The organism is Rhodococcus sp. NPDC056960, assembly GCF_042674125.1.
In the GTDB taxonomy this organism is placed as follows: Bacteria; Actinomycetota; Actinomycetes; order Mycobacteriales; family Mycobacteriaceae; genus Rhodococcus_F.
Genome location: NZ_JBHURF010000001.1, coordinates 153,621 through 177,390, shown reverse-complemented (window position 1 = coordinate 177,390; position 23,770 = coordinate 153,621). Strand labels below are relative to the sequence as shown.

24 protein-coding genes and 1 pseudogene are annotated in these 23,770 nt (G+C 68.4%); 5 read left to right on the top strand and 20 right to left on the bottom strand.

Annotated features, from left to right (window positions below; all coding sequences use genetic code 11):
• Nucleotides 1–71 precede the first annotated feature (71 nt).
• Nucleotides 72–689 carry a TIGR03086 family metal-binding protein gene (locus ACFTWF_RS00920; RefSeq protein WP_378459429.1) on the bottom strand — a complete coding sequence of 206 codons (618 nt, stop codon included), beginning with the start codon at nucleotides 687–689 and terminating at the stop codon, nucleotides 72–74.
• A 91-nt stretch (nucleotides 690–780) separates the two neighbouring features.
• On the opposite strand from ACFTWF_RS00920, the gene ACFTWF_RS00915 reads away from it, so the two are divergent.
• A complete protein-coding gene (locus ACFTWF_RS00915; protein WP_378459428.1) occupies nucleotides 781–1,266 on the top strand; it encodes a MarR family winged helix-turn-helix transcriptional regulator in 486 nt (161 codons plus the stop codon).
• Between the two features lie 32 nt (nucleotides 1,267–1,298).
• On the opposite strand, the gene ACFTWF_RS00910 is transcribed toward ACFTWF_RS00915, so the two are convergent.
• From ACFTWF_RS00910 to ACFTWF_RS00885, 6 genes are all read right to left on the bottom strand, one after another.
• Nucleotides 1,299–2,405 carry an alcohol dehydrogenase catalytic domain-containing protein gene (locus ACFTWF_RS00910; RefSeq protein WP_378459427.1) on the bottom strand — a complete coding sequence of 369 codons (1,107 nt, stop codon included), beginning with the start codon at nucleotides 2,403–2,405 and terminating at the stop codon, nucleotides 1,299–1,301.
• 35 nt (nucleotides 2,406–2,440) lie between these two features.
• Nucleotides 2,441–3,787 (bottom strand): M16 family metallopeptidase, encoded by a 1,347-nt coding sequence (locus ACFTWF_RS00905; RefSeq protein ID WP_378459426.1) that lies wholly within the window; start codon nucleotides 3,785–3,787, stop codon nucleotides 2,441–2,443.
• Nucleotides 3,788–3,892: 105 nt separating this feature from the next.
• Entirely contained in the window at nucleotides 3,893–4,570 is a 678-nt protein-coding gene (locus ACFTWF_RS00900; protein WP_378459425.1) for a HemK2/MTQ2 family protein methyltransferase, read from the bottom strand.
• Between the two features lie 127 nt (nucleotides 4,571–4,697).
• On the bottom strand, nucleotides 4,698–5,249 hold the full coding sequence (locus ACFTWF_RS00895) for a DinB family protein (protein WP_378459424.1): 552 nt from the start codon (nucleotides 5,247–5,249) through the stop codon (nucleotides 4,698–4,700).
• Nucleotides 5,250–5,375: 126 nt separating this feature from the next.
• Complete coding sequence (locus tag ACFTWF_RS00890) at nucleotides 5,376–5,672, bottom strand: MTH1187 family thiamine-binding protein (protein WP_378459423.1); 297 nt, start codon at nucleotides 5,670–5,672, stop codon at nucleotides 5,376–5,378.
• Nucleotides 5,673–5,750: 78 nt separating this feature from the next.
• Nucleotides 5,751–6,212, bottom strand: a complete 462-nt coding sequence (locus tag ACFTWF_RS00885) for a hypothetical protein (protein WP_378459422.1) — start codon at nucleotides 6,210–6,212, stop codon at nucleotides 5,751–5,753.
• Between the two features lie 165 nt (nucleotides 6,213–6,377).
• Between ACFTWF_RS00885 and ACFTWF_RS00880 the strand changes: the two genes are divergently transcribed.
• The gene (locus ACFTWF_RS00880; protein WP_378459421.1) at nucleotides 6,378–6,920 is read left to right on the top strand and encodes a hypothetical protein; all 543 of its coding nucleotides are present in this window, start codon (nucleotides 6,378–6,380) and stop codon (nucleotides 6,918–6,920) included.
• A 15-nt stretch (nucleotides 6,921–6,935) separates the two neighbouring features.
• Here the strand turns inward: ACFTWF_RS00880 and ACFTWF_RS00875 are convergent.
• Together ACFTWF_RS00875 and ACFTWF_RS00870 are read right to left on the bottom strand one after the other, a co-directional pair.
• Nucleotides 6,936–7,313, bottom strand: a pseudogene (locus ACFTWF_RS00875) (polyketide cyclase).
• Between the two features lie 85 nt (nucleotides 7,314–7,398).
• On the bottom strand, nucleotides 7,399–8,340 hold the full coding sequence (locus tag ACFTWF_RS00870) for an RNA polymerase sigma-70 factor (RefSeq protein WP_378459420.1): 942 nt from the start codon (nucleotides 8,338–8,340) through the stop codon (nucleotides 7,399–7,401).
• 179 nt (nucleotides 8,341–8,519) lie between these two features.
• Here ACFTWF_RS00870 and ACFTWF_RS00865 point away from each other — a divergent pair, with 179 nt between their 5' ends.
• Both ACFTWF_RS00865 and ACFTWF_RS00860 read left to right on the top strand, forming a co-directional pair.
• A complete protein-coding gene (locus ACFTWF_RS00865; RefSeq protein ID WP_378459419.1) occupies nucleotides 8,520–9,005 on the top strand; it encodes a carboxymuconolactone decarboxylase family protein in 486 nt (161 codons plus the stop codon).
• Between the two features lie 448 nt (nucleotides 9,006–9,453).
• Nucleotides 9,454–9,882, top strand: coding sequence for a protein-tyrosine phosphatase family protein (locus ACFTWF_RS00860; protein ID WP_378459418.1), 429 nt, complete (start codon nucleotides 9,454–9,456; stop codon nucleotides 9,880–9,882).
• A gap of 64 nt (nucleotides 9,883–9,946) precedes the next feature.
• Here the strand turns inward: ACFTWF_RS00860 and ACFTWF_RS00855 are convergent, their stop codons facing one another.
• The 3 genes from ACFTWF_RS00855 to ACFTWF_RS00845 form a co-directional block, all read right to left on the bottom strand.
• Nucleotides 9,947–12,220, bottom strand: coding sequence for a polyribonucleotide nucleotidyltransferase (locus tag ACFTWF_RS00855; RefSeq protein ID WP_185729268.1), 2,274 nt, complete (start codon nucleotides 12,218–12,220; stop codon nucleotides 9,947–9,949).
• 312 nt (nucleotides 12,221–12,532) lie between these two features.
• The gene (gene rpsO / locus ACFTWF_RS00850; protein ID WP_005240682.1) at nucleotides 12,533–12,802 is read right to left on the bottom strand and encodes a 30S ribosomal protein S15; all 270 of its coding nucleotides are present in this window, start codon (nucleotides 12,800–12,802) and stop codon (nucleotides 12,533–12,535) included.
• Nucleotides 12,803–12,912: 110 nt separating this feature from the next.
• Complete coding sequence (locus ACFTWF_RS00845) at nucleotides 12,913–13,887, bottom strand: bifunctional riboflavin kinase/FAD synthetase (protein WP_185729267.1); 975 nt, start codon at nucleotides 13,885–13,887, stop codon at nucleotides 12,913–12,915.
• Nucleotides 13,888–14,063: 176 nt separating this feature from the next.
• Between ACFTWF_RS00845 and ACFTWF_RS00840 the strand changes: the two genes are divergently transcribed.
• A complete protein-coding gene (locus tag ACFTWF_RS00840) occupies nucleotides 14,064–14,777 on the top strand; it encodes a metal-dependent transcriptional regulator (RefSeq protein WP_378459417.1) in 714 nt (237 codons plus the stop codon).
• A gap of 4 nt (nucleotides 14,778–14,781) precedes the next feature.
• Here the strand turns inward: ACFTWF_RS00840 and truB are convergent, their stop codons facing one another.
• The 8 genes from truB to infB all read right to left on the bottom strand — a co-directional run bounded on the left by truB (nucleotide 14,782) and on the right by infB (nucleotide 23,673).
• Nucleotides 14,782–15,699: a tRNA pseudouridine(55) synthase TruB gene (gene truB / locus ACFTWF_RS00835; protein ID WP_378459416.1), complete on the bottom strand. Its 918-nt coding sequence runs from the start codon at nucleotides 15,697–15,699 to the stop codon at nucleotides 14,782–14,784.
• A gap of 38 nt (nucleotides 15,700–15,737) precedes the next feature.
• Complete coding sequence (npt, locus tag ACFTWF_RS00830) at nucleotides 15,738–16,421, bottom strand: 4'-phosphopantetheinyl transferase Npt (RefSeq protein ID WP_378459415.1); 684 nt, start codon at nucleotides 16,419–16,421, stop codon at nucleotides 15,738–15,740.
• Entirely contained in the window at nucleotides 16,418–17,347 is a 930-nt protein-coding gene (locus ACFTWF_RS00825; RefSeq protein ID WP_378459414.1) for a metallophosphoesterase family protein, read from the bottom strand. Before ACFTWF_RS00825 ends, npt begins: the two co-directional genes overlap by 4 nt.
• A gap of 1 nt (nucleotide 17,348) precedes the next feature.
• On the bottom strand, nucleotides 17,349–18,737 hold the full coding sequence (locus ACFTWF_RS00820) for an MATE family efflux transporter (protein ID WP_378459413.1): 1,389 nt from the start codon (nucleotides 18,735–18,737) through the stop codon (nucleotides 17,349–17,351).
• Between the two features lie 12 nt (nucleotides 18,738–18,749).
• On the bottom strand, nucleotides 18,750–19,751 hold the full coding sequence (locus ACFTWF_RS00815; RefSeq protein ID WP_378459412.1) for a bifunctional oligoribonuclease/PAP phosphatase NrnA: 1,002 nt from the start codon (nucleotides 19,749–19,751) through the stop codon (nucleotides 18,750–18,752).
• Between the two features lie 11 nt (nucleotides 19,752–19,762).
• Nucleotides 19,763–20,251 (bottom strand): 30S ribosome-binding factor RbfA, encoded by a 489-nt coding sequence (gene rbfA, locus ACFTWF_RS00810; RefSeq protein ID WP_378459411.1) that lies wholly within the window; start codon nucleotides 20,249–20,251, stop codon nucleotides 19,763–19,765.
• Nucleotides 20,252–20,365: 114 nt separating this feature from the next.
• Complete coding sequence (locus ACFTWF_RS00805) at nucleotides 20,366–20,656, bottom strand: DUF503 domain-containing protein (RefSeq protein ID WP_005240674.1); 291 nt, start codon at nucleotides 20,654–20,656, stop codon at nucleotides 20,366–20,368.
• Nucleotides 20,657–20,757: 101 nt separating this feature from the next.
• Nucleotides 20,758–23,673, bottom strand: a complete 2,916-nt coding sequence (gene infB, locus ACFTWF_RS00800) for a translation initiation factor IF-2 (protein WP_378459410.1) — start codon at nucleotides 23,671–23,673, stop codon at nucleotides 20,758–20,760.
• Nucleotides 23,674–23,770: the final 97 nt, after the last annotated feature.

The following is a 23,770-nucleotide window of genomic DNA, read 5'->3' as shown; positions in this document are numbered from 1 at the left end:
TCCGAAAGCCTACGCAATCGACCGGCGCCGACCGGTGCGGAGGGGCGGGGCGGGAGACCTGCGTCTCGTCGTCAGACCCGTCCGGGCGGGTCCGCGGGGCGCCACCCCGGCGACCGTCCGAGCAGCGACAGCACCGCGCCGAAATCGGCGGAGTTCCTGTCGACGGGCAGGCCGGGTGCGAACGCGGCGCCGTCGCGGAGGCGGTCGGACCCGTCCGGAACGAGACGGGCGATGGGGAGAACCGTTGCCAGCACGTCGGATTCGGGTGCGAAGTCGAGCCCGAGCGACCGTGCGACGTCCCACGAATGGACGACGTAGTCGAGGAAGTGGAACCCGATGGCGGTGGCCGCGGGGAACGGGAACTCGGTGCTGACCTCCGGCAGCCAGAACCGCCGCTCCCCGACGCCGTCCCGGGCGAAGGCCTCGACGACGACGCCCGCCGCCGCGCCGTACGCGGCAACGGGATTCGCCGACGCCTCGGGTTGCCAGTTCGCGAGGTCCGGACCGTTGCCGGCGGCCGCCGCGGCGAACCCCAGGTGCTGCACCGTCATGTGCGCCAGCAGTTGCCCGAGATTCCACTGCGCGCAGGGTGTGGGGCGTTGCAGGTCACCGCGCGTCACGCGCGACACGATCTCCACACTCGTCTGCACGGCGCGGGCATCCCGGCGCCGGACCTCGTCCACATTCATCGTCGACACCTCTGTCCGTCACAACACATTGATACGCTCATGCTTATCATCTACCCGAGTAGATGATCGGTCAAGGTGTATTTTCTGCGATATGCCCAGCCACGACCCGAAAAGCGGACAGCACGAGCGCACCCGCCCCGACCTCGCGGCGATGACTACCGCCCTGAACCGTTCGCTGGTCGCGGCCGAACTCCCGGTGCTCGCAGAGCACGGGCTGACCATGTGGGGATACGTCGTACTGCTCGCACTCGACGAGCATCCACTGCGCACACAGGCTGCCCTCGCGGAGGCGATCGGCGCAGACAAGACCCGGATCATCGGCGTGCTCGACGCGCTACAGGACCGTGGTCTGATCGATCGTCAGCGTGACCCCGCGGACCGGCGGGCTCGACTGCTGTCGCTCACCGCGGAGGGGCACGTCGTGCGCGATGCGGCGCAGGCGGCGATCCGGCGGGGTGAGGAGCGTCTCCTCGCCCGTTTGCCGGAGCGCGACCGTGCTGCTTTCGTATCCGGCCTGATCACGCTGTCGGCATTGCCCGTCGACGACGTGGCCGGCGGGCCGGGCGACGCCACGTAGAGGGGCCGCGCCGATTCGCCTCGCCGGTCCGATCAGTCGAACACGATGATCTGACGGATCGCCTTGCCGTCGGCGAGTTCATCCATGCCGCGGTTGATGTCGTCCAAGGTGATGCGTGAGGAGATGAGCTTCTCCACTGGCAGCTTGCCGGAGCGCCAGAGGTCCTCGTAGATCGGGATGTCCCGGGACGGGACCGCCGACCCGAGGTAGCTGCCGATGATCGTGCGGGCCTCGGCCACCAGCGTGAGCGGGGAGATCGACGACCGTGCGTCGGGGGACGGCAGTCCGACGGTGATCGTCTTCCCGCCGGGTGAGGTTGCGCGAACCGCGGATTCGAATGCCCGCGCGTTCCCGGCGGCCTCGATGACGATGGGCGCCCGCACGCCTGCCTCCTCGAGTTCAGCCGGGGTGTAGACCGCCGTCGCACCCAGTTCCCGCGCTGTCTGCAGCTTCTCGGGAACGGCGTCGACTCCGATCACCTCGCCGGCACCTCGTGAGACCGCGGTGAGGATGGCCGCCATCCCCACCCCGCCGAGCCCGACGACCATGACTGCCTGGCCGGGTCGCGGGTCGCCCGCGTTGAGGACGGCACCGCCGCCGGTCAGGACGGCGCATCCGAGCACGGCCGCCACGTCGGCGGGTACGTCGTCGCCGACGGGAACCACGGAGCGGCGGTTGACGACGGCGTGCGTCGCGAAACCGGATACCCCGAGATGGTGGTGCACGGCGTCGTCGCCGCGGTGCAGCCGCGCTCCCCCGTCGAGCAGCGTTCCGTCGTTGTTGGCGCTGGTGCCGGGCCCGCACGGCATGCGGCCGTCGGTGGCGCAGCCCTCGCATTCTCCGCAGCGTGGGAGAAACGTCATGACGACGCGCTGTCCGACCGCGACGTTGTCGACCCCGGCCCCGAGTTGCGTGATCCGCCCCGCGGCCTCGTGCCCGAGCAGCATCGGGACCGGGCGGACCCGGTTGCCGTCGACGACGGACAGGTCGGAGTGGCACAGGCCCGCGGCCTCGATCCGAACGAGGATCTCGCCCTCTCCGGGCTCGTCGAGATCGAGTTCGGCGATCGAGATGGGGGTCGACTCGGCGAATGGGCGTGCTCGTCCGATCTCTTCGAGTACCGCTCCACGGATCTTCATCTCGGGGCTCCTCCTCCTGGTTCGGCGATCCCTAGTCAGCGCACGATGCCGCGCACGGAGGCCGGCAGGTCACGCTTGCGACGATACGGTCCGACCACGGAGGCCCCGAACGGGCGCTGCAGCAGGACTCTGGCGACGTCGCGAACCTCGTCGGTGGTGACCGCGTCGATCTTCGCGAGGGTTTCGGTGATGCTGCGGTGATTGCCGTAGTTGAGCTCGCTGCGACCGATGCGGTGCATCCGGGAACCCGAATCCTCCAGTCCCAGAACCAGTCCGCCTCGCAGGGACCCCTTGGCACGGGCGCATTCGGCATCGGTGATGCCCTCGGCCGCCACGTTCGCGAGGACCTCGCGGATCACGGTGGTGACCTCCCCGAGGTTCTCGGGCTGACACCCGGCGTAGATCGAGAAGGCACCTGTGTCGGAGAACGTGTCGATGCCCGAGTACACGGAGTACGCCAGCCCGCGGATCTCCCGCACCTCCTGGAAGAGCCGGGAACTGAGCCCGCCGCCGACGGCGGCGTTGAGTACCGACAGCGCCCAGCGGTGCGACTCGTGCCGCCCGAACGCGCGCACCCCGAGCGAGAGGTGGACCTGCTCGCTGTCCCGGTTGGTGAGGCTGAGTGTCGGCTGCGTCCGCAGTCGCAGGGTCCCGGCGCGGCGGGGCGCGGGTTCGGACACCGAGTCGAGATGCCCGGCGAACGCGCGCCGCACCAGTTCGACGGTGGATTCGTGCTCGACGTTGCCCGCGACGGCCACCACCATCCGCTGCGGCGTGTAGCGCCGCACGTGGAAGGAATGGAGTTGGGTGCGGGTCATCGATTCGATGGATTCGACGCTGCCGATCACGGGGCGTCCCACGGGATGGTCGCCGTAGAGTGCAGTCAGGAACGCGTCGCCGAGGAGATCTTCGGGGTCGTCGTCGCGCATCGCGATCTCTTCGAGCACCACCTGACGTTCCACGTCGACGTCCGCGGACCGGCAGCGGCCCCGCAGCACGACGTCGCTGACCAGGTCGACGGCGAGGGGTAGATCCTCGTCGAGGACGTGCGCGTAGAAGCAGGTGTGCTCCTTGGACGTGAAGGCATTGAGCTCGCCTCCGACCCCGTCCATCACCTGTGCGATGTCGAGCGCACTGCGCGACGGTGTCGCCTTGAACAGAAGGTGCTCGAGGAAATGCGCCGCCCCGGCCACGGTCGGCTGCTCGTCGCGTGATCCGACGCCCACCCAGACGCCCACGGACGCGGATCGGACGCCGGGAACGTATTCGGTGACCACCCGGAGCCCGCCGGGGAGCACGGTGCGCCGGACGCCGGTATCCGGCTCGTGCAGGGTCGGCGCTTGGGTCAGTGCTGCAGTGCGGCTGCGATCGATCTTGGCCATGTAGTGGTTCAGCAGTCCTCGGAGGCTGGGCGTCGTCGAACGGCAAACTCTACACGCGGCACCCGACCGGCGTTTGCCAGCCTCGACGATGCGGTTGCGAGTCGATCAGGACCATCGGCGAGAGGTACCGGACCGCAGATCGGTCGCCGCCAGCACCGCGATCCGCTCGATCCGCTGCCCCGGCCGGATCATGTCCCGATTTTCCAGCATCCGCGTGCGGGACGAGAGCGCGGGGCCGAACGGCACACTCTCCGACGCGACCACGTCCACCCGCAGCCCTCGTTCCTCCAGCATCGTCCGCGTCTTGTCCACACCGTTGAGCGTCGACTGGACGAGCAGCAGTGTGCCGTCCGCAGCGAGGAGGTCGGGGGTGTCGGTGCAGATCCGATCGAGCACTGCGCGCCCGTCCACGCCGCCGTCCCACGCCCGGGCGAGGACCCGGCCGGGTCGGCCGTCGTCGGCCGTGGGTGCGTAGGGCGGATTCGCCACGATCATGTCGAAGCGCAGAGTCCGGACGGAATCGACGAGATCGCCCCGGACGACACGGATCGTGCGACGGTTCAGTTTCGCGTTGAGCCAGGTGCTGAGTGCGGCCCTGCGCGACACGTCGACCGCGGTAACCCAGCCGGCTCCGGCCGCACATGCCTGCACGCTCAACGCCCCTGTGCCGCAACACAGGTCGAGCACACGGGTGCCCGGACCCAGGTCGTGGGACGCCAGCACCTCGGCGAGCAGCCAGGTGTCGCGCTGGGGGCGATACACCCCCGGTAGTCGGAATAGCATGATCGGCCCCCTCCCACGCCGTTCCCCTCCAGCGTGTCCGGTACCCCGAGTTACACGCAAGTCGACACGGGCCAATTCACCCACTGTTCACCTCGGAGCAGGCCGGCGTCCCCTGCCGGTGTCAGGACTACTGCTTTCGCAGATACAGATCGCGGAGCAGTGCCACCTCGGCGCCGTGATGGATGACCTCGCGATGGACGTGCAGCACCAGCGTCGCCATCGGGCGGTCGGCGTACCACCCCTCACTGGGGCCGCACGGCCGGGCGAGGCCGTCGGCTCCCAGGCTCAGCACTCCGGCGCACCAGGCGTCGTACTGCTCGTCGAGTTGGGTGAGCGCCTCCGCCGCGGTGCCGGCGTACTCGAACGACTGGTAGTCGACGGGCGGCCCGCCGAAATGATTGCCGATCCGGGCGCCGAACACGCCCACGACGATGTGGGCGAGCCGCCAGGCGATGGTCGTGATCGGGGCCGGGTCCGGCTCGGGGAACGCGAAATCGATGGTGAAGTCCCCGCTGCCGGCCTGAACCGGGGCCTGCGACCGTCCTCTCGGGCGCACGCTCCAGCTATCCGGTGCGGGCTCCCAGAAGTACTCTTCGTCGGTCAGTCCGTCCAACCGGGGACGCAGCTGATGCTCCCAGTGCCATCTCAGCTGATCGGCGAGTTCCTGCGGCCAGTCCATGTCGCGCTCCCCTCTCTCGGCGCGACGGGCACGCGGCCGCCGGCGCCCTGTTTCCGGCTTCATCGCCGACGCTAACCGGTACCGGGAACACGGCCGGGAACCTCACTGCCGTGTCGCGCCGAACATTCAGTCGGCCAGGTGGCGTTCGACCGTCGCGACCTTCGCGTGCAGCTGGTCGGTGCGACCCGGCCGGATGTCCGCCTTGAGGACCAGACTGACTCTCGGAAACTGTTCCAGCAGAACATCCGTGGCACGCTTCACCACGGCCATCACTTCGTCCCACTCCCCCTCGACGGTTGTGAACATCGACGTGGTCTCGTTGGGCAGCCCGGATTCGCGCACCACGCGGACGGCCGCGGCGACCGCGCCACCGACGCTGTCCGAATCGCCCCCCATCGGGCTGACACTGAATGCCACCAGCATGCTCACTCCTTCGTCACAGATTCCGACGACTCGAGCATGTCATGCCGGAGTCACGTCCGCCCCCCGGCGAGTGCCGAGTCAATACACGGAGATCTCGGTGATGCTGGGGAGGTGTGGACGATCGGTCGTCAGCGTCACCTGGACTCCGCCGGACCCCGTTTCCAGGTGTGTCCACGGCTCCGCCGGAAAATCGGTCAGCCCTCCGCTGACGACTGCGGACCAGGATCCCGCAGCGCCGGTATCGAGGTTGCGCCAGTGAAGAGTTGCCGACACCGAGCACAGCACACCTGGGTTCGCCGAGATGCCCACGAACGTCGCGTTCAATCGCACGTAGGCCAAGCCGGGCAAGCTGTCCGTGGAAACGGTGACCCCGCCGATTCGGCCGCCGCAGGCGATCCCGTCAGCGACGGTGGCGGTGTCGGGAAGATTCACCCACCGATCTCGCGTCTGATCCGCCGCAGCCGGGGCCCCGGCGCAGAACACCCCGGCCAGCACCAGACCGCTGACCGCGATCGACTTGCCCAGCGTAGGAAGAGGCACAGCGCTCCAGTTCGCGATCCGACAATGGTTCGACGGTACAGCTGAATACAGTTGCGTGGGAGCCGGTTCAGCTCGACGATGTGTAACGCATCCCATTCCGTCTCCGACATCGAAAGAGGCGGCGAACATCTCAATTTCCGCGACAGCAAACGAAAGGGAGTGCTCATGAGCGCACAGTGGGGGCGCCGGACAGGCGCGGCGGCAGTCACCGCCGTCGGCCTGGTGACGGCGGTGGCGGCCGGCGGGGGCGCAGTCGCACATGCTCAGCCCGCACCGCCGACGTCGACGACGATGACGTGCGCGAGCGGCAATCCTCTCGCCTGGGCACCGGGTTTCACGTGGACCGTCAACGCCGCGTCGGGGGAATCGCTGCGGCCGGGCGGATCCGCGCTGGAGCCGGCAATTCTGTTGAGCGGCGGGAACGAACTGCCCGCACCTCCCGGCGGTCTCTTCCCGAGCATCGGGCTCAACTGGTACGGCACCCGGGTGTCGGTCGACTGGCACAACGCGACAACCGGAGCATCCGGCCACAGCGTCAGCGATGAGGCAGCCTGGCAGCAGAAGCCCGGAATCCCGATCAACCGGACGTGGACAGGAACCGGGACGGTGTCGTTCACCGTGACCGTTCAGACCGGCGCGGGATGGTGGTTCGTCAATCCTCAGAACGCCGTCTGTCAGGGGACGATTTCCGTCGTGCCGGGGAGGTGAGCCGGAACGCCCCGGCTACCCGTCAGAGGGAGGCGGGGCGTTCTCGGCCTCGGCGAGTTCGGCAAGTCTGACAACGGAACCCAGAAGTTTCTCCGACGTGGTCACGCGGGCGCGCTCGACGCGCTTCGCATCGGTCAATCGCGACCAATCACAGGTGTGGGTGACCCGGACGTGCGCGTCGTCGAGCCGCTCGAGTTCCCGCCGCCAGAGATGACCGACGCCTGACGGCCTCGTTCCGAAGGCAGCCAGGCGATCCGGCTCCCCTCCTCGAACTCCACGATCCCACAGCGGCTGTCGCGCAGGATCGGCGATCAGTTCGAAGACCGTCCGCGCCGGAGCCGCGACAACGCGGCTGGCAGTCACGACGGTGGGAATCCCGTTCTCCTCGGTCATCACCCGATCACACCACAGGATCGGTGGCGGAGTTCGACATCGAACCGACGCCGCCTCCCTGATCGGCCGGCCCACGATCACGGACTCAGCGGGTCACCGTGGTTTCCCGCTCGACCCTCGACAGCTTCTCGGGATTACGCACGATGTAAAGACCGGTGATCAGGCCGTCGTCCATCCGCACCGCCACGACGTCGTCGATCTCGCCGTCGATTCGGACGATGAGGGCCGGGCACCCGTTCATCTGCACCGGCTCGACCGACACCTCGCCGTCGATCCTCGGCAGTCCGGCCGTCAGCAAGCGCGAGACCCGGTCGGCCCCGACGATGGGCCGCAGCACAGCCTGTTTGACGCCGCCACCGTCACCCAACAGGACGACGTCCGGCGCAAGCAGGTCGAACAGGCTCTGCAGATCGCCTGTTTCGAGTGCTCGTTGAAACGCGTGCAACGCATCTCGCGACTCGGCAGGCGACACGACCCCGCGCGGCCGCCGCGCCGCGACGTGTTCCCGCGCCCGGTGCGCGATCTGGCGGACGGCCGCCGGACTCTTGTCGACGGCGGCCGCGATCTCGTCGAACCCCAGATCGAACACTTCACGCAGCACGAATACCGCCCGCTCCGTCGGCCCGAGCGTCTCCAGCACGAGCAGCATCGCCATCGAGACGCTGTCGGCCAATTCGACGTCCTCTGCCACATCGGGCGCGGTCAGTAGCGGCTCGGGCAGCCACGGACCGACGTACGACTCCTTGCGCCGGCCGAGCGTCCGCAGCCGGTTGAGCGCCTGACGGGTCGTGATCCGGACCAGATACGCACGTTGATTCCGCACCGTGTCGAGATCGACGCCCGCCCATCGCAGCCAGGTTTCCTGGAGTATGTCCTCGGCGTCGGCGGCGGAGCCGAGCATCTCGTAGGCGACGGTGAACAGCAGGTTGCGGTGGGCGACGAACGCCTCGGTAGCGGGATCCGACCGGGCATCGCGGCCGCTGCTCCCTCCGCACTCGTCCGGTGTGGTCTGCGACGTGCCGGCCATGGGTGGCTCCTCTTCGCTCTCGACTGTGTCACCCACCAGACACCGAACCCAGCCGTTGTGTGACACCGAGGTTGTTGTAACACACCGTACGGAGCTCCCACTGTCACAACCGTCGTGTTTCCGGCGTCTCATGTTCGTTCGACAAAGGAGCACCCACCATCTCGAGTGAGGACGACATCATGGACGCCCGATTCACCATGTTCGACAACGAGATCGCCGCGAAGTTCGCCAAGCGGTTCGTCGGCGCCAGTCTGGTGATCCAGCAATCGCCGCTGCAGAAGACCACCCAAGAGCTGGTCAGCCTCCGGGTGAGCCAGATCAACGGCTGTGGTTTCTGCACCGACATGCACACCAAGGATGCCGCGGCCGCCGGCGAAACCCCGGTCCGGATCAACCTGGTCGCCGCCTGGCGTGAGGCCACCGTGTACACGGACGCCGAGCGGGCCGCGCTGGCTCTCGCCGAGGAAGGTACCCGGCTCGCCGACGCCCACCACGGCGTGTCCGACGAGACGTGGGCCGAAGTTCGGGGGCACTACGACGACGACCAGATCGCCGCGCTGATCTGCCTGGTGGCCCTGGTCAATGCTGCCAACCGGATGAACGTGATCGTCCGGACCCCCGCAGGGTCCTACGAGCCCGGCATGTTCGCGGCCATGACGAGCTGATCGGCAGACGAACCCCGCCCCACGGGGCGGGGTCCACGCGCCCGCAGTGTCACGGGCACTGCAGTGTCACGGGCACTGCAGTGTCACGGGCACTGCAGTGTCACGGGCACTGCAGTGTCACGCGGACTGCAGTGTCACGCGGACTGCAGTGTCACGCGGACTGCAGTGTCACGCGGACTGCAGTGTCACGCGGACTGCAGTGTCACGATCAGCGAGCGTCACAGGCGTCGGTCTGCCCGTCGCACAGGCACCTGCCACTCGATTCCGTACCCCCGAACAGTGCGACCGACAACCCCACGACCCCGATACCACCGGCCGACACCGCACAGAATATGAACAGGTCACTCATCAGCGCTCTCCCCCTTCTCGTGTTCCCATTACAACAGGTCGCCCGAGCCCGGCCTCGGGGGCGGGGTCTTCCGGAGGGCCTGCCCATAGAGTGGGCACCATGGTCGATACCTGGGACGCCGACGCGCCGGGAGTACTGCGCCTTCCGTCCGGTCGACTCGTCCGCGGTCGTGGACTGCGGCGACCACTCCCGGAAGGTCCCCTTCCCGATTTCGCCGTCTACCTGCTGGGGAAGAATCCGCCGCCGGCGCAGTGGAATACCCGGTGGGTCCGTTGGCCCGACTTCCGGCTGCCGCGGGATCACCGCGACGCTCGGGATGCATTGGGTGAGGTGTGGCGACGGGCCGCCACCGAACGGGTGGAGGTGGCGTGCGGCGGCGGACGCGGCCGCACCGGCACCGCCCTCGCCTGCCTCGCCGTACTCGACGGGGTCCCGGCGCGGGACGCTGTCGCGTTCGTCCGGCAGCACTACCACCGCCACGCGGTCGAGACCCCGTGGCAGCGGCGGTACGTCGAACGGTTCGCCTGACCGATAGACCGGCGGCCCCGCACGAAACATCGTGCGGAGCCGCCGGTTGCGAGCTGGGAGAAGGTTACTTCTCGGCAGCCGCCTCTTCGCTCTGCTCGGCCGGAGCCGCAGCGCCGTCTTCCTCGACGGGGATCAGCGAGATCTTGCCGCGGTTGTCGATGTCGGCGATCTCGACTCGCAACTTCGAGCCGACGCTGACGACGTCCTCGACCTTGGCAATCCGCTTGCCGCTGCCCAGCTTCGAGATGTGCACCAATCCGTCGCGGCCCGGGAGGAGCGACACGAACGCACCGAAGGCGGTGGTCTTGACGACTGTGCCCAGGAAGCGCTCGCCGACCTTCGGGAGCTGCGGGTTGGCGATGGCGTTGATCATGTCGATCGCGGCCTGCGCGGACGGGCCGTCCGCAGCACCGACGAACACGGTGCCGTCATCTTCGATGGAGATGTTGGCGCCGGTCTGCTCGGTGATCGAGTTGATCATCTTGCCCTTGGGGCCGATGACCTCACCGATCTTGTCGACGGGCACCTTGATGGCCGTGACGCGCGGGGCGAACGGGCTCATCTCGTCGGGGGTGTCGATGGCCTCGGCCATGACCTCGAGGATCGTTGCCCGCGCATCCTTGGCCTGCGACAGCGCGCCGGCGAGGACCTTCGACGGGATGCCGTCGAGCTTCGTGTCGAGCTGGAGAGCCGTGACGAAGTCCTTGGTGCCCGCGACCTTGAAGTCCATGTCGCCGAACGCGTCTTCGGCGCCGAGGATGTCGGTCAGCGCCACGTAACGGGTCTCCCCGTCGACCTGGTCGGACACGAGGCCCATGGCGATACCGGCAACCGGAGCCTTCAGCGGCACACCGGCATTGAGCAGTGCGAGCGTCGACGCGCACACGGAACCCATCGACGTGGAGCCGTTGGAGCTGAGGGCCTCCGACACCTGACGGATGGCGTAGGGGAATTCCTCGACGCTGGGCAGCACGGGCATGAGCGCCCGCTCGGCCAGCGCGCCGTGACCGATCTCGCGACGCTTCGGCGAACCGACGCGTCCCGTCTCACCGGTGGAGTACGGCGGGAAGTTGTAATGGTGCATGTACCGCTTGGTGGTCTCGGGCCCGAGCGAGTCGACCTGCTGCGCCATCTTGACCATGTCGAGGGTGGTCACACCCAGGATCTGGGTCTCGCCGCGCTCGAACAGGGCGGAACCGTGTGCACGCGGGACGAGGGCGACCTCGGCCGACAGCGACCGGATGTCCGTGATGCCGCGGCCGTCGATGCGGAACTGGTCCCGCAGGATGCGCTGACGCACCAGCTTCTTCGTCAGCGAGCGGAACGCCGCGCCGATCTCCTTCTCGCGACCCTCGAAGTTCGGGGCGACCTGCTCGAGGACCTCGACCTTCACCTCGTCGGTCTTGTCGTCGCGCTCCTGCTTGCCCGCGATCGTCAGGGCGGCGCTGAGCTTCTCGGCTGCGGCGGCCTCGACGGCGGCGAACACGTCGTCCTGGTACGCCGGGAAGACGGGGAACTCGCCGGTCGGCTTCGACGCCTTGGCCGCGAGCTGCTGCTGCGCGGTGCAGAGGCGGGCGATGAACGGCTTGGCGGCCTCGAGGCCCTCGGCCACGATCGCCTCGGTGGGAGCCTGTGCGCCACCGTCGATCAGGGAGATCACGTTGTCGGTGGCCTCGGCCTCGACCATCATGATCGCGACGTCGGCGTCGTCACCGGAACCGGAGACGATGCGGCCGGCGACGACCATGTCGAAGACGGCGTTCTCGAGCTGCTCGACGGTGGGGAACGCCACCCACTGGCCGGCCTTGTTCTCGTCCGACGTGATGAGCGCGACGCGCACACCGCCGACGGGGCCGGAGAACGGCAGTCCGGCGATCTGCGTGGAGGCGGACGCGGCGTTGATCGCGACCACGTCGTACAGGTCCTGCGGGTTCAGGCTCATCACCGTGACGACGACCTGGATCTCGTTGCGCAGTCCGTCGACGAACGACGGGCGCAGCGGACGGTCGATCAGGCGGCAGGTCAGGATGGCGTCCGTGGAGGGACGGCCCTCACGACGGAAGAAGGAGCCGGGGATGCGGCCCGCTGCATACATGCGCTCCTCGACGTCCACCGTGAGGGGGAAGAAGTCGAAGTGCTCCTTGGGGTGCTTGCTGGCGCTCGTCGCGGACAGCAGCATGGTCTCGTCGTCCAGGTAGGCGACGACGGCGCCGGCGGCCTGCTGGGCGAGGCGACCGGTCTCGAATCGAATGGTGCGGGTTCCGAAGGACCCGTTGTCGATCACGGCGGTGGATTCGAACACGCCCTCATCGACCTCTACTGCGGAATTCTCTGTCATCTCTTCTTTTCACTTCCCTCTCGTCTTCGCCGTACCCGCGGGGGCGTTCTCACCCTCCTGGCGAGAACTGCGCACCTGAGGGACATCCCCCTCTCGAGTTCTCGGGATGTCGCTGTGCGGAGGCGGTCGTCGATCGAAGTCCCCCGGACCGTGTCCGGACGACCACTACCGAAGACCGACACCACATTCTCGGGTGCATACGGTAGTGCTGCCCTCGGCAGCTAACGCCGATAGCCAGCGAGGCCCAGTCTAAGCAAGGCCCCGCCGGCTACCGGAGTGATTCGCGATCGAAATGATCGCGGTGTGCGAAACTCAGCGACGCAGGCCGAGACGCTCGATCAGCGAGCGGTAACGCTCGATGTCGACCTTCTGGACGTACTTGAGCAGACGACGACGGCGTCCGACCAGCAGCAGGAGGCCGCGGCGGGAGTGGTGGTCGTGCTTGTGCATCTTGAGGTGTTCGGTGAGGTCGACGATGCGCTTGGTGAGCATGGCCACCTGCGCCTCCGGCGAACCGGTGTCGGTCTCGTGCAGGCCGTACTCGCTCAGAACCTGCTTCTTCTCTTCGGTGGTCAAAGCCACTTGTTCACTCCTGGTGATGACGTTCGCGTGAAAGGATCGAAACTCGGCGTGGCCACCGCGAACCGCAGCGCACGCCAGCGATCTACTCTACCAGCTGAAATGCGGCGCTCTTACCGCACGTCCTCCGATGCCGCGAGGATCCCGCGCGCACGCTCGGCGTCCTTGCCCATCGCGACGATCAGGTCGTCGACGGAGTCGAACTTCTCCATGCCGCGCAGGCGTTCCACCAGGTCGACGGCCACATGCTGCCCGTACAGGTCGGCTTCCCGGTCGAGCACGAAGGCCTCGACCGTGCGGGTCCGCCCGGAGAACGTGGGATTGGTGCCCACCGACACGGCGGCCATGTAACGCTCACCGGAGGTGACCGTGCCCAGATCGACTCCGTGGCCGAGCACCGTGAACCACGCGGCGTACACGCCGTCCGCGGGAATCGCGGCATACATGGGTGGGGCGACGTTCGCGGTCGGATAGCCGAGCTGACGGCCGCGACCGTCACCGTGGACGACGACTCCTTCGACGCGGTGCGGACGGCCCAGGGCCTCCGTCGCGGCGGCCATGTCGCCCGCGTCCACGCACGACCGGATGTAGGTGGACGAGAACGTCACGGCGTGCTCTGCGAGCAACGTCACACCGTCGACGGCGAAACCGAACCGGTCACCGATCTGACGGAGCAGGTCGACGTTGCCGGCGGCCTTCTTGCCGAACGTGAAGTTCTCGCCGACAACTACGTCCGCCACGTGCAGGCGCTCCACGAGGATCTCGTGGGCGTACCGCTCCGGCGTCAGCTTCATGAATTCGGCGGTGAACGGCATGACGCAGAACACGTCGATACCCAGTTCCTCGGCCAGCTCCGCCCGGCGGGCGAGCGTCGTGAGCTGGGCGGGATGACTGCCCGGGCGAACCACTTCCATCGGATGAGGATCGAAAGTCATGAGCACGCTGGGTATTCCACGCGTGCGGGCAGCCGCCACCGCTCGACTGATCAGTTGGGCGTGACCTCGGTGCACGCCATCGAATACGCCGATCGTGAGAACACAACGACCCCAGTCGGCAGGAACCTCGTCGAGACCACGCCATCTCAGCACGAGTGGCAGCCTACGGTGCCGCGCGCCGATGTTCATCTTCGGACCGGGTGTCTGTCGCCCACGCGCCCCGCCGAAAGGTCGTCACCTCGCCGTTCACGGCGGCCGGGTGCGTCCCTCGGGAGCCGAACAGGTGTGTCGATGTGTCTCGCCGGTAAGACTTGCCTAAGCTCGTTGGCGTGGCCGTGAACAAGAATGACCAGAGCGTGACCGAGGACTCCGCCTCCGACACCGGGGCACTCTCGGCAGTGGCGCAGGACTACCTCAAGGTCATCTGGACCGTTCAGGAGTGGTCGCAGGAACGGGTGTCCACCAAGTTGCTCTCCGAGAAGATCGGGGTGTCGGCGTCCACCGTGTCGGAAGCCATCCGGAAGCTGTCCGACCAGGGCCTGGTCGATCACGCCCGCTACGGGTCCATCGCGCTGACGGAGGCGGGCCGCGTCGCTGCCGTCGGGATGGTCCGCAGGCACCGCCTCATCGAGACGTATCTCGTGCACGAACTGGGATACGGCTGGGACGAGGTGCACGACGAGGCGGAGGTCCTCGAACATGCCGTCTCGGATCTCATGATCGCCCGGATGGACGCCAAGCTGGGCCATCCCGAGCGCGACCCGCACGGCGATCCAATTCCGTCGGTCGACGGCTCGGTGCCCACTCCCCCGGCGCGTCAGCTCAGCGACTTCGTCAACGGCGAGAGCGGCCGCATCGCCCGGATCTCGGACTCCGACCCGGCGATGCTCCGCTACTTCGACTCGGTCGGTGTCGCACTCGACGTCACGGTCACGGTGCTGGAGCGACGCGACTTCGCGGGAACCGTGTCGATCCGGCTCGACTCGCAGGACGACTCGATCGAGCTCGGAAACCCGGCAGCCCAGGCCATCTGGCTGGTGTGAGCCGTTATCTCAGCGTCGCGGGGCGGACCACCATCACCGAACTCGCCCGCCGCCCGCGTTCCTGCAGCAGCGCGATGGTGTGCCCGCTCGGGTCGATCGCGGCGTACACGCCCTTGATTCCGATCGGTTCGAGCCACCTTCCCTGACTGATCGATTCGGCCTCGTCCGCGTCGATCTGCCGGTGTGGAAACGCGGTCTGTGCGGCCGCGTCGATGTCGAGGCTGACCCCCGGTTCGTCGGCGAGCTGTTCCAGCGTCCGCGCGTGCTCGAGCGTGAACGGACCCACCCGGGTCCGCCGCAGCGAGGTGAGGTGCCCGCCCACACCGATCAGCGCGATGCCCAGGTCACGCGCGAGCGCCCGCACGTACGTGCCGGACGAGCATTCCACCTCGACGTCGAGGTCGGTGAACGTGCCGTCGGTCCGCCGGCCGACGACCTCGAACCGCGACACCGTGACCGAACGCGGCGAGAGTTCGAACTCCTCGCCCGCACGGATCAGGGCGTGTGCCCGCCGCCCGTCCACCTTGATCGCGCTGACGCTCGACGGGATCTGCTGGATGTCGCCGGTGAGAGCCTGCACCTGCGCGGCGACGTCGTCGTCCGTCACGCCGGAGGCATCGGCCGACGCGACGACCTCACCCTCGGCGTCGTCGGTGGTCGTGGCCTGCCCCAGCCGGATCGTGGCCGTGTACGCCTTGGTGGTCAGCGCGAGGAGCCCCAGCAGTTTCGTCGCCCGCTCGACACCGAGGACGAGCACACCCGTGGCCATCGGGTCCAGCGTGCCGGCGTGCCCGACCTTCCGGGTTCCGAGCAGCTTGCGGCACCGGGCCACCACGTCGTGGCTGGTGATGCCCGCGTCCTTGTCGACGATGAGCAGTCCGGCGCCGACGAGACCGGAAGAGGGCTTTTCACGTGCAGACACGAGGCCCGATTCTGCCAGCCGACGTCACCGCACCGAAATCAGTGCACCGCAATGGCCGTGATGATGAGACCGTCCGACACCATCCACCGTCCGTCGAACGATGCGAGTGGTGGTCCGGCGACGGTCTCCCCGGAGATGAGGAGATCCGAATGGAACGTGCCGGTGCCGTCCCCGGACGCCTCGAACGTGATGTGTGCGTCCTCGAATCCGAGCCATCGGCCGGTGAGCGGAAACCACGCCTTGTACGTGGCCTCCTTGGCGCAGAACAACAGCCTGTCCCGGTGTACCGGACCGCCGGTGGCCGAGCGCCACTGCGCGGCGTCCGCCGTGCCCGCCAGCCAGTCCCGTTCGGAGGCCAGGCTCACGGCGTCGAGCACACCGTCGGGCAGCGCCTCGTGCGGTTCCGCGTCGATTCCCACGGACCGCACCTGCATCGCGTAACCGAGCACCGCGCCGCGATAACCGTCGCAGTGGGTGAGGCTCCCGACGACGCCGCGCGGCCACACCGGGGAACCCTTGTCGCCCCGGAGAACCGGGGCCTGGTCGACACCCAGCTTCGTCATGGCCAGTCGTGCGCAGTGGCGGGCGGTCGTGAACTCGCGGCGGCGCTTCTCCACCGCCCGGCCGATCAGGGCTTCCTCCTGCGGGTGCGGGCGCAGTCCCGGCGGATCCTCGAACAGTTCCGAGGACACCACTCCGGCAGGCAGGATTCTCTCGATCACAGGGTCCCCCTCGCCCTCATCTTCTCCACTTCGGCTTCCTGTTCGGGTGTGACCTTGAAGTGGCCTCCCCACTTGTTCAGGGTCCCCGGCGGATACTCCGGCACCGGGAGGATCTGCCGCAGCAACCGGTCGGGCAGTCCGCGCCGCTGCCACTCCCGCGGGTAGCCCAGCGACACCTCCTCGAACCGCACCCCGTCGTAGTAGGTGGTGCGCGGAATGTGCAGGTGCCCGTACACGGCGCAGACGGCGTTGTACCGGGTGTGCCAGTCCGCGGTCAGTTCGGTGCCGCACCACAGGGAGAACTCCGGGTACCACAGCACCTGCGTCGGTTCACGGACCAACGGGAAATGGTTGATCAGGACGGTTCGCGTTCCCGCAGGCAGGGCGTCCAGGCGCGCCTTCGTCGTCGCGACACGGTTGCGGCACCAGGCGTCCCGGGTCCCGTACGGTTCACTCGACAGCAGGAATTCGTCCGTGGCGACCACGTTCTTCTCGCGTGCGATCGCGAGACCCTCCTCCTTCGTGGTGGCGCCCTCGGGCAGGAACGTGTAGTCGTACAACAGGAACATCGGGACCAGCGTCACCGGGCCGTCCTCGGCCTCCCACACCGGGAACGGATCTTCCGGGGTGACGACGCCGATCTCGCGGCACATGGTGACCAGGTAGTCGTACCGGGCGGCGCCGTGGATCTGCACGGGATCCTTCGCCGTCGTCCACAACTCGTGGTTGCCGGGCACCCAGATGACCTTGGCGAACCGGCTGCGCAGAAGTTTCAGCGCCCACCGGATGTCGTCGGTCTTCTCCGACACGTCGCCCGCGACGATCAGCCAGTCCTCCGGCGAGTCGGGGTAGATGTCCTCGGTGATCGGCCGGTTTCCCCGGTGCCCCACATGGGTGTCGCTCACCGCCATCAGTTTCGGTGCCACGTCAACCACCTTTCCGATCGAGTTCCGCTGCCGGAGCACTGTCCGATCCGTGCCGCGCCTGCAGGTCGGTCCCGACCACGGCCCAACGGCCCGAACCGACGCGCCACACGACCGCGAGCATCCGAAGAACTATGAACACCGTGAGGCCCGTCCAGATTCCCGCGAGGCCCCAGTCCCGCAGCATCGACAGCCAGATCAGCGGCAGGAACCCGACCAGCGCGCACGACAGCGTCGCGTTCCGGAGGAAGGCGACGTCGCCGGCCCCGAGCAGTACCCCGTCGAGAGCGAACACGACTCCGGCGACGGGCATGATCGCGACGAAGAACCACCAGGCCACCGCCATCTCGTCGAGCACAGCCCGGTCGGAGGTGAACAGTTCGGGTATCACCCCGTGGCCGAGAGCGAAGAACACGGCCAATCCGGTCGCGAAGATCGTGGACCACCGCGTGATCCGCCACGACAGCCGCGTCGCACCCTGTGCGTGCCCCGCTCCCAGCGCGGCTCCGACCAATGCCTGTGCGGCGATCGCGAGGGAGTCGAGGGTGAGAGCGACGAGGTTCCACAACTGCAGCACCACCTGGTGCGCGGCGACCGCGGCCGCCCCGAAGCGGGCAGCGACGGCGGCGGCCGAGAGGAAGCACGCCTGGAACGCGAGGCTCCGCAGGATCAGATCCCGGCCGAGCACCATCTGCGCGCGCATGACGCGCCATTGCGGACGCAACGGCACCCGCTCGACCATCAGCGCACCGACGAACAGGCTCGCGGACACCGCCTGCCCGACGACGTTGGCGACGGCCGACCCCTCGAGTTCCAGACGCGGGGCGCCCCACAGTCCGTGCACCAGCACCGGGCAGGCCACGGCCGACACGACGAGGCCGGCGAGAACGAAACGCAGTGGTCGCACCGTGTTCTGCACTCCGCGCATCCACCCGTTCCCGGCCATCGCGACGAGGATCAGCGGCGCTCCGAACACGGCGATCCGCAACCAGCTCTCGGCGGCCGCCGCGATGTCGGAGCCGCCGGCGATCGCCGACGTGACCGGTCGCGCACACAGGTGGGCGATCGCGATCACGAGGGCGCCGATGCCGAGCGCCAGCCACGTGGCCTGGACGCCCTCCCGCACCGCGCCGCGCTCGTCGCCGGCCCCGTGCATCCGGGACGCACGCGCTGTCGTGCCGTAGGACAGGAACGTCAGCTGCGTGCTCACCTGCGCGAGGATGAGTCCGCCGACGGCAAGTCCGGCGAGCGCCAGCGCACCCAGGCGCCCGACGACGGCGATGTCGAAGAGGAGATAGATTGGTTCGGCGGCGAGAACGCCGAGCGCGGGCAGCGCCAGCCCGAACACCGTCCGGGCAGTGGCGTCGCCCGTGACTTCAGAGACGTCGGTCAAGGAATTCGGACCTCAGCCGAGCGACTCGACGAGCGAGGCCACGATCTCGTCTGCGGAGGTGTCGGCCGTGTAACCCGCCGCGAACCGGTGCCCGCCGCCACCGAGATACCCGGCGACGAGCGAGACGTCCACATCGGACTTCGAGCGCAGCGACACCGACCAGGTGCCGTTCACCGCCTCCTTGAGGACGGCGGCGACCTCCGCCTCGGACGTCGTCCGGACGATGTCGATGACGCTCTCGATCTCCTCGGAGCGCAGATCGCCGACGTAGGACTGCCGGATGACCGCGTAGACCAGTCCGCGCCCGCCCGCCGCTTCGGGGACGAGCGTCGCCGAGCCGAGTACCGAGGACAGCATGGGCAGCCAGCCGAACGGATGGGTGTCGAGCAGGCGTCGCGCGATGCGGGCGCCGTCGATGCCGGTGGCGAGGAGTCTCTCCGCGAGGGTGTGGGTGCCCGGTTGCACCCAGCGGAACGAACCGGTGTCGGTCACGAGCCCCGCATACAGGCAGTGCGCGAGGTCGGCGTCGATGTCCACACCCCACACGTCGAACATCTGCGCCAGGACCGCAGTGGTCGATTCCGCGGCTTCGTCGATCAGGTTCATGCGGCCGAACCGGGTGTTGGAGCGGTGATGATCGATGACGAGGGTCTCCCCCGCCGTCGCGAGCCGGTCGGCGAGCTTCCCGAGACGCCCGGCGCTGCCGCAGTCGACCGTCACCAGCAGGTCGACGTTGCGGCGCACCTGATCCGCAGGCACCAGCAGGTGGGTGCCCGGCAGTTCGCGCATCGACTCCGGCAGTTCGTCCGGCGCACCGAACGCGACCTGCACAGGAATTCCCTTGCGCTCGAGCACCAAGGCCAGCGCGAGACCGCTGCCGATCGTGTCGGCGTCGGGTTGGACGTGACACAGAATCGTCACCGACGTCGCGTTCTCCAGAACGGCGACCGCCTGCGGCAGGAACACCTCGTGACGATCGAGATCAGACAGGGACGTCTCCTGAGTGTGGGTCATGTCGGTTCGCGTCAGTCCGCCTGGCGCGAACCGGACGGCTCGTCGACGTCGACGTCGTCCGCGTCCTCGGCTCGGGGCTCCTTGTAGGGATCGGGGTCGCCGGCCGGAGACGCACCGGCCGCGACACGCGCGACCTCGTCGTCGGCGGCGCGGGCGCGGGCGAGGAGTTCCTCCATGTGCCGTGCCGTGTCGGGGACCGTGTCCGCGACGAACGTCAGCGTCGGCGTGAAACGGACTCCGGTGCCTGCACCCACCTTCGAACGCAGCACCCCCTTCGCCTTCTCCAGCCCCGCGGCGGCGGAGACGAGATCGGGTTCGGACTCGAGGTCAGCGCCCATCACCGTGTAGTACACCGTGGCGTCGTGGAGGTCGGCCGTCACCTTCGTGTCGGTGATGGTGACGAACGCCAGGCGAGGGTCCTTGATTTCGTGGTCGATCGCCGTCGCGACGATCGTTCCGATGCGCTTGGCGAGTTTGCGTGCCCGGGCGGGATCCACCATGACAATCAGACTCCTCTCCCTGGCCGCTCGATAAGTTGTGAAGTTGCGTGTGTAGCTGTAGTTCATTCTGCACGCCGGGCCGCGTGGGCGACGGGACGGGCAGGGCGCTCCGAGTCAGTCCTCGGGGCCGAAAATCCTTCGCCGGACCGCAAGAAGTTGCAGTTCCGGCAGCTCGGCGACGTGCCGTTCGCACGTGTCGAGCACCTCGTGCACATGATCGACCGCCGAACTCGCCATGGTGACACCGAGCATGGACCGGCGGTACCGATCCTGTTCGCCGGTCTCGGCCGCCGAGACGCCGTAGCGCCGCAGCTCCGCCAGAACCGGCTTGACCATTGCACGCTTCTCTTTCAGAGATCGCACGTCACCGAGCAAGATGTCGAGCTCGAGCGCACCGACGTACAAACTTTCCTCCTTCGGGGAGACGTGCGCTCCCCCGGCCGATCGCTCGGCCGGAGAAGCGCACGCCGGATGACGCTGCTACGTCACCCCAAACGGATGGGGACTCAGTCGCGCGGCTTTTCCCGAAGCTCGTAGGCCTCGATGACGTCACCGACCTTGATGTCGGAGTAGGTGAGCGTCAAACCGCACTCGTAACCCTCGCGTACCTCGACGGCGTCTTCCTTCTCCCGCTTGAGCGAGGAGATGGTGACGGTCTCGGCGACAACCGTGTTGTCACGCAGCAGCCGGGCCTTCGCATTGCGACGGATGGTACCCGAGGTGACGAGGCAACCGGCGATGTTGCCGACCTTGGACGAACGGAACATCGCACGGATCTCCGCCTTGCCCAGCTCGACCTCTTCGTAGATCGGCTTGAGCATGCCCTTGAGCGCCTTCTCGACCTCGTCGATGGCCTGGTAGATCACCGAGTAGTACCGGATGTCGACGCCCTCGCGGTTCGCCAACTCGGTCGCCTTGCCCTCGGCGCGAACGTTGAACCCGATGATGATCGCGTTCGACGCAGCGGCCAGGTTGACGTTGGTCTCGGTGACACCACCGACACCACGGTCGATGACCCGCAACTGCACCTCGTCGTCGATCTCGATGCCGTGCAGGGCCTCTTCCAGGGCCTCCACGGTTCCCGAGTTGTCGCCCTTGAGGATGAGGTTGAGCTGCGACGTCTCCTTGAGAGCCGAATCCAGGTCCTCGAGGCTGATGCGCTTGCGGCTCTTCGCGGCCAGCGCGTTGCGCTTACGCGCATTGCGCCGGTCGGCGATCTGCCGGGCGATCCGGTCCTCGTCGACCACGAGCAGGTTGTCGCCTGCGCCGGGGACGGACGTGAAGCCGACCACCTGGACGGGACGCGAGGGCAGGGCCTCGAGCACGTCGTCGCCGTGCTCGTCGACCATGCGGCGCACACGACCGTATGCGTCGCCGGCGACGATCGAGTCGCCGACCCGCAGCGTTCCGCGCTGGATGAGCACGGTCGCGACGGGGCCGCGGCCACGGTCGAGGTGCGCCTCGATGGCGACACCCTGGGCGTCCATGTCCGGGTTGGCCCGCAGGTCCAGGGCAGCGTCCGCCGTCAACAGCACGGCTTCGAGCAGTGCATCGATGTTGGTGCCCTGCTTCGCCGAGATGTCGACGAACATGGTGTCTCCGCCGTACTCCTCGGTGACCAGTCCGTACTCGGTGAGCTGCTGCCGGATCTTGTCCGGGTTCGCGCCTTCCTTGTCGATCTTGTTCACCGCGACCACGATCGGCACGTCGGCCGCCTGGGCGTGGTTGATCGCTTCCACCGTCTGCGGCATGACGCCGTCGTCGGCGGCGACGACCAGGATCGCGAGGTCGGTGGCCTTGGCACCACGGGCACGCATGGCCGTGAAGGCCTCGTGACCGGGGGTGTCGATGAACGTCACGAGACGCTCGTTGCCGTCGAGCTCGGTGAGCACCTGGTAGGCACCGATGTGCTGCGTGATGCCGCCGGCCTCGCCCTCGCGGACGTTGGCCTTACGGATCGTGTCGAGCAGTCGGGTCTTACCGTGGTCGACGTGGCCCATGACGGTGACCACCGGCGGACGGGACTCGAGGTCCTCTTCGCCACCTTCGTCTTCGCCGTAGGTGAGGTCGAAGCTGTCGAGCAGCTCGCGGTCCTCGTCCTCCGGGCTGACCACCTGGACGACGTAGTTCATCTCGCCGCCGAGCAGTTCGAGCGTCTCGTCGTTGACCGACTGGGTCGCCGTCACCATCTCGCCGAGGTTGAACAGTGCCTGCACCAACGCCGCGGGATTCGCGTCGATCTTCTCCGCGAAGTCCGACAGGGAGGCGCCGCGGGCGAGGCGAATGGTCTCGCCGTTGCCACGGGGCAACCGCACGCCGCCGACGGCGGGCGCCTGCATCGAATCGTATTCCTGGCGCTTCTGACGCTTCGACTTGCGACCACGACGCGGGGCGCCACCGGGACGACCGAACGCACCTGCTGCCGCACCACGCTGACCGGGGCGGCCACCGCCACCGGGACGACCGCGGAAACCACCGGCGGGTGCTCCGCCACCGGGCGCACCTGCGCCGGCGCCGGGAGCTCCGCCACCGCGGTATCCACCGCCGCCGCCACCGGGACGACCACCGGGTGCTCCGCCGGGACGGCCGGGACGGCCGCCGGGGGCGGGACGTGCCGAACGAGCAGGCATCGCGCCCGGGTTCGGGCGGGGAGGCATCGAGCCGGGGCTCGGACGGGGACCGCCCTGACCGGGAGCCGGACGGGGACCGCCCTGACCCGGTGCCGGACGGGGTCCACCCTGACCGGGAGCCGGACGGGGACCGCCCTGGCCGGGAGCCGGACGGGGACCGCCCTGGCCGGGAGCCGGACGGGGTGCACCGGGACGCGGTGCGCCGGGGGCGGGACGGGGTGCCGGACGCTCGGCGGGAGCCGAGGAGTACGGGTTGTTACCGACGCGCGGGGGCTTCGGGCCGGGGCGGGGTCCGCCGGGCTTGGCGCCCGTGGACGGAGCCGCCGGGGTGGCAGCCGATGCGGGCGGGGCCGCGGGTGCGGCCGGAGCCGGTGCAGCCGGGGTGGGGCGACCGGGCTTGGGAGCGTTGGTCGCCGGTGCAGCCGGGGTGGCTGCGCTTGCCGCGGGGGCCGCCGGTGCCGGGGCCGGAGCCGCGGGGGTGGGCGCCGGGGCTGCAGCAGCGGGCGCTGCCGGAGCCGGGGCTGCGGGCTTGGGACCCGGACGGGGTCCGCCCGGCTTGGCCGAGGTCGCCGGTGCGCTCGGCGCGGGGGCGCCGGGCTTGGCAGCCGGACGGGCTGCGGAATCGGACTTCGACGACGGGAACGACTCCCGCAGACGCCTGGCGACGGGCGCCTCCACCGTGGAGGACGCCGACTTCACGAACTCGCCCTGCTCCTTGAGCGTTGCGAGTAGTTCTTTACTTGTGACACCGAGTTCTTTAGCCAACTCGTGCACGCGGGCCTTGCCTGCCACTGCTCTCCTCACTGATGAGGTCGAGCAGGAGGCTCCCCTGAGAGGGGCCCGCACGACCTCGGGTTATCTCCGATGGACGATCATCGCTGGTGCTTCA